Below are 9,004 nucleotides of genomic sequence, written 5' to 3'. Positions count from 1 at the left end.
CCATCTTCCATGGCCAGGTCTCCTTCATTCATATGCTCGTAGGCACGAGCGGTTTTCAGAAGTCGTTCCAGTTCTTTAATTGGTTCAGCATGATCGTCTACCCGCAGGTCTATCTTTTTATCTTTCCAACTTTTATCAACTTCATTCGCTCCTACTACAATTAAGGCTGCCGATTGTTTTCCGCGGATATCACCACCTGTTTCCTGAGCTGCTTTTAAAACTTCGAGCACCCTTTCGGCCAAAGGAAGATGAGAGTTGCGGCTGAAACTTTCAGCCATCGCAGGAACAGTTTCTTCGTTTAGCATCATATTGGCCTGCACCGAAAAATTGTCATCGGTTATATGGCTGGCAGCTTCTACACAGTTCTGGCCGGTGAATGCTGCGGTATTTCCGCGGTTATCTAAAAAAGCCACCTGCCTGAATTCCCGTCCGCTATCTGAATTGGCGATTTCCTCCAGAGCTTTTTCTGCAGATTTCCCTTCTTCCATTAATTCCAGGCCTCGAGGCCCGTATTCCGGGTTCACAAACGACTGGGTGGCAACAACTCCAACCCCGCTTTTTCCCCAGGCCACTAATGGCCCCACAGAAAACCAATGGCTTTGGACCCCAACCGCCATCTCTCCGGTTACAGTATCCCTGGCCACTATAGAATAAGTATGTGCAAATGCTTCTTTTTCAACGCCTGGATTTTGGGATAGAACCGGTAGGCTTAAAAAAATTGCTAAAGCCGAAAGTAATATTGATTTCATTTTTAATTATTTAGGTATTAAAGATATGTAATCTTCCTTAACCTTTAAGATGCCTGGGTGGATGAAGCCCGAAAAAATACAATTCTTAAAAAAGCAGATAATTGATAGAAAGCGCTTATTCTTTCTCTTGTATTTTTTTTACCTCAATATAATCGGGGCCGCCATCTACAGGGTAACCTTCTACTTTTTCTCCTTCAAGGATAACGGTTTTACCTTCAAACTTGCTGAGGTCTATTTGCTCACTTCGAAGAGCATAAAAAGTATCTTCGGTGGTAAGGGTATGACTGCCATACTGATAAGAGGTAATCCCGGTCGCTTCAAGAGTTCCGGTGAGTTGAAGCTGATCACTTTGACCTTCGGGAGAATTACAGGTGTTGGCAAATAGAAAGATGAAACTGCTTATGGTTGCGAGTAATTTCATAGTAAAAAAAATTAGTTCAAACTGAAATTACAAAGTTTCCGGTTGCTATGCGAAGTTTTAAGAGGGAATTTGATTTTTTTCTCAAAACATTATTAATTTTGTGGCCCTAGCGCGGCCTCGTAGTTCAATGGATAGAATAGAAGTTTCCTAAACTTTAGATCCAGGTTCGATTCCTGGCGAGGCTACCATAAACAAAGTCCCGAAGCAAATCTGCTTGGGGCTTTCATTTTTAACCTAGGCTTAAGCAGCTTTCCGATGATATATTTGTAATGTTCTTACTTTTGGGTTGTTTTTAAGCATCTGTTCATGTGCCAGAAAATAATAGATCACGAAAAACAGGAAATACATCACCATTGTTTTCTGCCTGATGATTATTCCCAGGTTAGACATTACAAAGGTCATAGCAAAAGAACATAGTAAGAACAATAACAGGCTCATCTTAACCTTTACCGGCGCGATTTTTATAAAGCTGAAGAAATTCCTCTTAAAAAGCTTTACAACTAATAATAGATAGATAAGATTTTCAGCAGAAACTATTACCCCAAAAAACCCCGGAGCATCAAAGAATAATGGTCTGAACCAAAATGTAAAGAACTTCTCGAAAAGGGAATATTCGCTCATCGCAATTCCCGAAGAGGCTTGTCCTAAACTGTCAGACCTCTTATCAGTAAAAGCAAGAAAATCACTGATGAGGTCCTGGGAATTTCCAAGATTTACAACTCCCAAAATCTGGTCCTTAAAAATTAAAAGTGCACCTGTAATTATACCGGTATAAATCAATTTCTTTTTCCATGCTATTTCCTTTTTTCCAAGTAAAATTCCCAGTATGGCCACCACTGCTACCAGCAAGAAGATATGTGGCCTGATACAAAATACCAGGAGCGAACCTAAAAGTAGTTTTTGCCAGTTTTGCTCAGGTTTTCTTACGGCATAGGCAAACATCATCAGCCCAAGGAATATCGGGGCTCCCTTTCCCAAAGAAGCGGTCCAGAAGTGCATGTTAGGTAGAAAAAGAATTAAGGGTAATAAATTGATCTTTCTAAAGACCTTTATCTTATACGGAATGTTCTCCCTGAAAATAAGGTAAGCATATACAAATCCCATAAACCCCATCCAGGTGAAGAGCAACATCATCATTTCATAACTGAAACCCAGGTAGTTTATGAACGGATAGGAAATAAAATCTATGAAACCGGTTCCGGTAGTGGCGAAATCCATCCATTCTTTTCCTTCTTTTTGAGGAACACTAAAATACCTATGGGAGTCTGATGGATTCAAAGAAGCATAGGCATAGTAAACCGCCCCAAAAATGAGGTGATAAAAGAATAAACTGTTCATTAACCTGAAGGAGAAAAAGCTATGTCTTTTCTTAAGACGCTTAAAGATCTCCTGGTTTAACAGGTATAAAAATGGAATCAGAAATATAACTTGTGCAATATCAAAAAGCAGGTTTATATCGGTCAACATTTTTTCAATTTGGGTTCGCTGCCTTAAACCAAATTCCTTACCACAAATAATTAGGCTTGGTTGATTTATAAATTAAGTTGCTGGTAAGTAGGTGACTATGTTGATTTAGACTGGCTCTGGCCAATTTTAAAGCCTGGAGTGAATATTTTCAAATTCCTTAAATATGGTGTGAAATTCTACAGTTTTATGGGGAATTTTTAATTTGACTTAAAATAACAGATACTTAACAGAGGATGAGAGAGTTATTGTTTAATTTCAATAGTAGAAAATTAAATATACAGTATTATGATAAAAATGAATTTAAATCTCGTGTACAGCTTGTTGTTCGCTTTGGTATTTACAAGTGTATCATTTGCTCAAACTGAAGATCAGGAGCGATTAATTGATGACGCCGAAAGAGCCAAAGCAGCATTTATTGCTGAAAGTTCTGACTTAGAGGAACTCTTTGATCTTTCTGCCGGATACGTGATATTTCCTAATGTAGGAAAAGGAGCCTATATTTTGGGCGGTGCCGCCGGAAACGGAGTGGTTTATCAGAATGGAAATATTATAGGTTTTGCTGAACTTAGACAACTGGACATTGGATTTCAGTTAGGAGGCCAGGCTTTCAGACAGGCTATCCTTTTTCAAACCCAGTCTGAATTGGATCAATTCAAGGAAGGTAATTATAAACTTTCGGGAAATGCATCGGCGGTAATTATCGAAGAGGGAAAAGCTAAAAGTGTAGAATTTGATAACGGGAGAGCAATCGTAACCATGCCCAAAGCAGGAGCTATGATAGAAGTTTCTGTAGGAGGTCAGAAGTTTGATTATAAAGACCTCAATTAAGAAATTGAAGCGAAAAAAAAACCGGAATGCAACCCATTCCGGTTTTTTTGAGGTTAAATTTTAAAAGCTAATCTGTTTTTTAGCATTCTCTATCCTTCAAGAACTTAAGGGTAACCCAATTTTTTAGCTAAATGTTTAATATTAAGTGAAATAACAATGGATTAACATGATTTGCAATTATTATGCATTAAATTAACTTTCTAACCTTAAAAATTAAATATGATGAATATTATGAACAAAAAATGGTACTTACCCGTAATTGCCTTTTTAATTATTGGTCTTGCGGGTTGTGGGTCTATGCAAAAGACAGGAGATGAACTGGTTGCTGATTCCAGAGACGCAAAATCTGCGATAGAACAGGATTATCCTCAATTTGCCGATTTATTTGAAACCTCCGCAGGATATGCAATTTTTCCAAATGTAGGAAAAGGAGCCTATATAATTGGCGGTTCTTCCGGAAATGGAACGGTGTACGAGAATGGAAATATGATTGGATATGCCAATCTTAAGGAATTGGATGTAGGGCTTCAGGCTGGTGGAAAAGCCTTTGTTGAAGTTCTGTTTTTTGAAAACCAGCAAGCTCTCGAGGAATTTAAAAGGGGAACCTATGAATTAGGTGCAAATGCTTCCGCTGTAATTCTGGAAGAAGGAATTTCCAGGGATGTAGATTTCCAGGATGGAGTTGCTGTCTTGACGATGCCAAAAGCCGGTGCTATGGCAGGAATATCAGTTGGTGGACAAAGGTTTGATTTTCACCCTGCTGAATAATTTTCTAACTTTAAATTATATTGAACCCTGCTAAATTAACATTGGCAGGGTTTTTTTTTGATTCTTTACTAGTCTTTTCATCTCAAAAATTAAATCCGAGACTGAACATAAAGCGGTTTCCATCATCTCCCAGGTAATATCCAAAATTGGCGGTTAAGGCATTAAAGCCGTTTACAAAGAATGAGCCTCCATAATTGTCGTGCCAGTTGTCTGATTCCGGTTCATCACTCCAAACTCTTCCATAGTCATATCCGGCGCTTAGCCCAAATCTTAATGGAACGAAGTTGGTCCTTAGCTTAGTAAGTCCAACCCGAATATCAGTACTGTGGAAAAAAGCCGTCTTCCCGTTAAAACGCTCATTGCGATAGGCTCTGAGACTATGATTTCCTCCAAGGGTTGCTCCGTGGTAAAACTCGTAGTTATCACCTAGAATAAACTCTCCGGCCACTTTGGTTGCAAGGGTAGCCACTCCGCTGGAATGAAGTGGATAATTTATCCCCAATGAGGGTTTGAGGTAGCCGAACTTATTGTTATGCTTGTCTATATTAGCTTTATATCCTGTGGAGAGGCTAAAATCCAATCCCCGGCTAGGGAAAGATGGATTGTCCTGGTTAAAGTATCGGTAGTATAATTCAGCTCCACCATAAAGTTGTTGCTCGAAAAGATCGCTGTTTTCATCAAAAGCCTGCCCAACAAATTCATTTTCATCGTAAGCTACTTCCATGGATTCAAAAATTCCTTTCAGGTAAAAACTGCTTCCGCGATTATTTTCTCTTATTAAAGAAGGTGCAAATCTCATCTGTTGAATTCTCACCCTGTTAAAATCCATATCTACAAAGTCTTCATTATAAAAACTATCATTTCCGGTTCCGAAGTAATTCAAAGTGTAATTAGGGCTGGTGTATTTTGCTTCCAGGCCAAGATTCCAGTTCGGAAAAATATGCGCAAACTCCCCGGAATATTCAGCAGAAAAACCATCTGTAGCAAAGAAATAATTAAGCGATAGACTATGTTGGGTTGTGAATGGGTTACGGGCCAGACCATAGGAGGTGTAAGTATTTTTTACTCCCATCTTGAAACCGGCATCAGGATCAAATCCTATACTTGGAAAAAACACGTTGGTAGAATGCTTGCGTTTTTCGGGGTCATAATTATTAATGTCGTAATTGTCGGTAAGCATTTTAGAACCGGTTTTCTCAAAACTGTTCTTTTTGCTCTTATAATCGTAAATTTTGGTTCTACGTGAATTCTCAAAATTATAGGTGTCGTTATTTTTCCCGCCTACAATTTTAAGTTTGATCAGATTGTTTCCTTTTCCTTCTATTTTAAAATCGTCTTCTCCTTCCAGACCGTAAATCCAGATTTCCCTGGTTTCTGTAGAGGAATAGAAGCGCTGAAACTCTGAGCCATCTCCGCCCTTTACTTTAATTTCAGTTTCTCCATTTTGTTTCCGGGTTATAATAAAGGAGTCGTCTTCTTCAGTTCCTGTAACAATGTCGTATTGATTAAGGAAGTCGTAATAGCGTTTAGCAATATCTTCCATATTATCGCGCCGGGCTTTAAGAGATTGCTTTATTTTATCTATACTTTCGTCCCGGGTATCTTCAGGAAGGGCCGCAAAAGCTGTTTCAATTTTTTCATCGCTTAAACTTTGCAGAATATATTCCACCTGTTCTTTCCACTCCGGCCACTTAGCATTTCTAATGAAGGCTTTATCTAAAGGATATGCGGCCTTATTGAACCATTTAATATCCGGAATGTTTGATTCAAAGGTTTGAAAAGCTCTCATCTCAGGAAATCCGAATTTTAATAGTCGCACCATAAAACCATCATACTTAGAAAAAGCCTGATCCCTGTCCCGGGGAATGGGTTTATACATTTTAACTGAATCATTTTCCTTAAACTCTGCCCAGCGCCACTGGTCCTCATGCCTATCCCAGTCGCCAATGAGCATATCGGTAAGACGAGCCCGTATGTAAGTTGGTTCGTGGACGTAAATGTTTTTTGTTTCTCTTAGTTCAAGCAGGAGGTCTGATGTACTAAGGATATCATCGGCATTTCCAAAATCTTCAAATTCTTTGTTGTGATCTCCTACGTGTTCTTCCAGCATATAGAGTTTGTTTCCATAATCCTCGTTAAATATGCCCAGGTTTTTTTGTTTCGGAACATAATAAAGTTTTGGATTAGCGTGATAGAGATCAAGATCTTCCATTATGCTATTCAGCGCAAACGGGGCGTAGGGGTGAGCTGTAGTATAAAAATCCTGCACAATACGCTCTGCCACGGTATTTTGCATGAAATCCTGAATATAATGTCCAGCGATATTAGCTTGAATAAATCTTAAGGCACTCTTCCTGATTTCTCTTAAGGTAAATTCATTTTCATTGTCATCACGTAATCGCAGAGAGCGGGATTGTTTTCCACCACCTTCACTAATGGCCACCGGATTTCCGGGTAGGGAATCAATAAACAATACCGGCACCTCTACTTTTTTGGCGTAAATATCGCGGTAATGGTCACCCCAGAGCTTTTTGTATGGATAAGACTTGTTAACTTCGTCTTTAGTATATACCGATGACTTATAAGTAGCTCCAAAATCTTCCCTGGAAGGATAGACTACTTCGTCAATATTTATTCTTTCGCGTTTGATATACTGACTTTGTAACAAATGTGGTCCTGAAGAAGTAGACTCATAAAAATCTGCTATAGAACTTCCGTCTTTGTGGATATTCAGCTTCACAAATCCGGGTGTTTTTGAAGCGAAATCCTTCTCCTCCTTTGTCCTCGCCTTTTGCAGTTTACCCATTGCACCACTGATAATCTGTGGTGTTTTATTATCTTCCAAAAACTGAAGGTTTCTGTCATTACCTGAAACAAAGATCACATCCTCAAACTGCCGGGAAAGGGTTTCAAGTCTGTCCCGTAGTTCTTTTCTAAGGGGATTCTGGTAGGATTGCTCTGTAAAACCTGCTATTTTATTAATAAATCCATGAGTGGTATTAGTTAAAACCGGGTGATGAATACTTACAATTATGGTCTTGCCTTGTTCATCTTTTAGCTCATCCTTAAATTCAATAAAAAATTGTTCCCGTGTTTTGATCTCGCATTTGTCATTAATATATGGGTGGTTATCCCATTCTTCCAAAAACCATTGAGAATCTACCATTACTAGCCGCACATCATCACTGAGGTCTTTTGCTTCGATTGGGCACCCGTCATTAGGCCAGAATTTTGCTTCGCTGTTATCCTGAAGAAAGGATTCCAGATCATCTAAATTCTGGTGGCCTTCTTTATTCCATTCGTTTACCCCGGGGTTGTAAATAATTTTTCCGTTAAAACCTTCAAGGGGTTCCATGAGCCTTTCGCTTAAAAATCCCTCAACCTCTTTCCGGTCTTTCTTTTTTGCCGGATACCCTCCTTTTGGAGTAATATTTCCCATCACTACAACCGAAGCATTTTGGTCATTTTGGGAAGCTTTGTTTATTTGCTTCAGGATTAATTCTGAAGAGGAAGAATCATCCAACCCAGTATTCGCAGTAAAATAGATAGAATGGGAGATTTCCTTAGCGCTCTGATTTTCCTGGCCGTAGGAGTTCATTAAAACCAGGGTTAACATAGTGAATAACAGAACTTTGGATGCGGTCCTGGTTGTGCTAAAAGATCTGTATTTCATAGATTGGAGCTTGAATTAACCTAAATTAATTTTAACATTTTTCAAGTTTCAGAAAAAAAATTCTGCAATCCATAAATTTTAACTGATTATAACATTTTGATATTTTGATCTTTAAATCAGGAATACAAGAATAAATTTTAAATAATTCGGAAAACAACGCCTTTTTAAATGAGTGAAATACAATTCGTTAACACTAAGATAGACGGCTGAAAAAAGCACGGAATTAATTGATAATTCTTATCTTGACCCACCCTAAATAAAATAGCTCATGCATAGTAAATCATATCTGATTTTAATCACGATTGTTTCAGCCCTGGGAGGATTATTATTCGGTTATGATACCGGTGTAATAAATGGCTCCCAGTATTATTTTAGCCAATATTTTGAACTGGATGCAGCCATGAAAGGCTGGGTTGTGGGTAGCGCACTCTTAGGATGTTTTGTGGGTGCAATTATCGCAGGGCCTATTAGTAATTTTATGGGGAGAAAAAACTCCCTTATCCTTTCCAGTATTCTCTTTTCTTTGTCGGCCTGGGGTTCAGGTCTACCAGATTTTCTACCGCAATCGGTGTCGCTCCTGGTGATGTTCCGGCTTATTGGTGGGTTGGGAATAGGACTTGCCTCTATGAATGCACCAACTTATATTGCAGAAATTGCCCCTGCAAAAATTCGGGGTACCCTGGTTAGTTATTATCAGCTGGCAATTGTAATTGGCTTTTTTGTTGTTTTTCTTGCAACTTATTTCATTGGAAGCACGGCGACCGAAGCCGAAAATATTGAAAATGGCTGGCGTTATATGCTATGGTCTGAACTTATACCTAGTCTCTCCTTTCTAATCCTTTTATTCTTTGTGCCTAAAAGTCCGCGGTGGCTGGCCTTAAAAGGCCTGAAATCCCAGGCTTTGGAGGTGCTTACAAAAATACACGGGAAAGAAGTCGCAAATATTGAAATTCAGGAGATCCAAAAATCTCTGAAGAAAGAAGAAGGCAATAAGAAAGTAAACATTTTTGCAAAAGGAATATTTTCAATTATAGTTATAGGAACAGTATTCTCTGCCTTACAACAGTTCACAGGAATCAACGCTGTACTTTATTATGG

The 9,004-nt window shown here is 38.8% G+C and carries 7 protein-coding genes and 1 tRNA gene; 4 read left to right on the top strand and 4 right to left on the bottom strand.

Going from position 1 to position 9,004, the window contains the following annotated elements; all coding sequences use genetic code 11:
* A partial coding sequence (locus tag ACESK1_RS05915) for a DUF1028 domain-containing protein (RefSeq protein WP_372918888.1) occupies positions 1-749 on the bottom strand: 749 nt, incomplete at its 3' end.
* 115 nt (positions 750-864) lie between these two features.
* A complete protein-coding gene (locus ACESK1_RS05910) occupies positions 865-1,170 on the bottom strand; it encodes a hypothetical protein (protein ID WP_372918886.1) in 306 nt (101 codons plus the stop codon).
* 113 nt (positions 1,171-1,283) lie between these two features.
* Between ACESK1_RS05910 and ACESK1_RS05905 the strand changes: the two genes are divergently transcribed.
* Positions 1,284-1,358: transfer RNA gene (locus ACESK1_RS05905), tRNA-Arg, on the top strand.
* 52 nt (positions 1,359-1,410) lie between these two features.
* Here the strand turns inward: ACESK1_RS05905 and ACESK1_RS05900 are convergent.
* The gene (locus tag ACESK1_RS05900) at positions 1,411-2,637 is read right to left on the bottom strand and encodes a hypothetical protein (RefSeq protein WP_372918883.1); all 1,227 of its coding nucleotides are present in this window, start codon (positions 2,635-2,637) and stop codon (positions 1,411-1,413) included.
* A 285-nt stretch (positions 2,638-2,922) separates the two neighbouring features.
* On the opposite strand from ACESK1_RS05900, the gene ACESK1_RS05895 reads away from it, so the two are divergent.
* Both ACESK1_RS05895 and ACESK1_RS05890 read left to right on the top strand, forming a co-directional pair.
* On the top strand, positions 2,923-3,465 hold the full coding sequence (locus tag ACESK1_RS05895) for a YSC84-related protein (RefSeq protein WP_372918881.1): 543 nt from the start codon (positions 2,923-2,925) through the stop codon (positions 3,463-3,465).
* Between the two features lie 219 nt (positions 3,466-3,684).
* Positions 3,685-4,233, top strand: coding sequence for a YSC84-related protein (locus tag ACESK1_RS05890; RefSeq protein ID WP_372918879.1), 549 nt, complete (start codon positions 3,685-3,687; stop codon positions 4,231-4,233).
* 82 nt (positions 4,234-4,315) lie between these two features.
* Here the strand turns inward: ACESK1_RS05890 and ACESK1_RS05885 are convergent, their stop codons facing one another.
* On the bottom strand, positions 4,316-7,906 hold the full coding sequence (locus tag ACESK1_RS05885; RefSeq protein ID WP_372918877.1) for a metallophosphatase: 3,591 nt from the start codon (positions 7,904-7,906) through the stop codon (positions 4,316-4,318).
* A gap of 268 nt (positions 7,907-8,174) precedes the next feature.
* Here ACESK1_RS05885 and ACESK1_RS05880 point away from each other — a divergent pair.
* Positions 8,175-9,004: MFS transporter (locus ACESK1_RS05880; protein WP_372918875.1), on the top strand; the 830-nt coding region annotated here is incomplete at its 3' end.

This window comes from Salegentibacter sp. (assembly GCF_041642575.1).
Lineage (GTDB): Bacteria > Bacteroidota > Bacteroidia > Flavobacteriales > Flavobacteriaceae > Salegentibacter.
This window is presented reverse-complemented; position numbering and strand designations above follow the sequence as displayed.

What these genes read in the sequence shown, in the direction of transcription:
- ACESK1_RS05910 (WP_372918886.1), bottom strand. Translation starts at nt 1,170, where the DNA reads ATGAAATTACTCGCAACCATAAGCAGTTTCATCTTTCTATTTGCCAAC.
- ACESK1_RS05900 (WP_372918883.1), bottom strand. Translation starts at nt 2,637, where the DNA reads ATGTTGACCGATATAAACCTGCTTTTTGATATTGCACAAGTTATATTT.
- ACESK1_RS05895 (WP_372918881.1), top strand. Translation starts at nt 2,923, where the DNA reads ATGATAAAAATGAATTTAAATCTCGTGTACAGCTTGTTGTTCGCTTTG.
- ACESK1_RS05890 (WP_372918879.1), top strand. Translation starts at nt 3,685, where the DNA reads ATGATGAATATTATGAACAAAAAATGGTACTTACCCGTAATTGCCTTT.
- ACESK1_RS05885 (WP_372918877.1), bottom strand. Translation starts at nt 7,906, where the DNA reads ATGAAATACAGATCTTTTAGCACAACCAGGACCGCATCCAAAGTTCTG.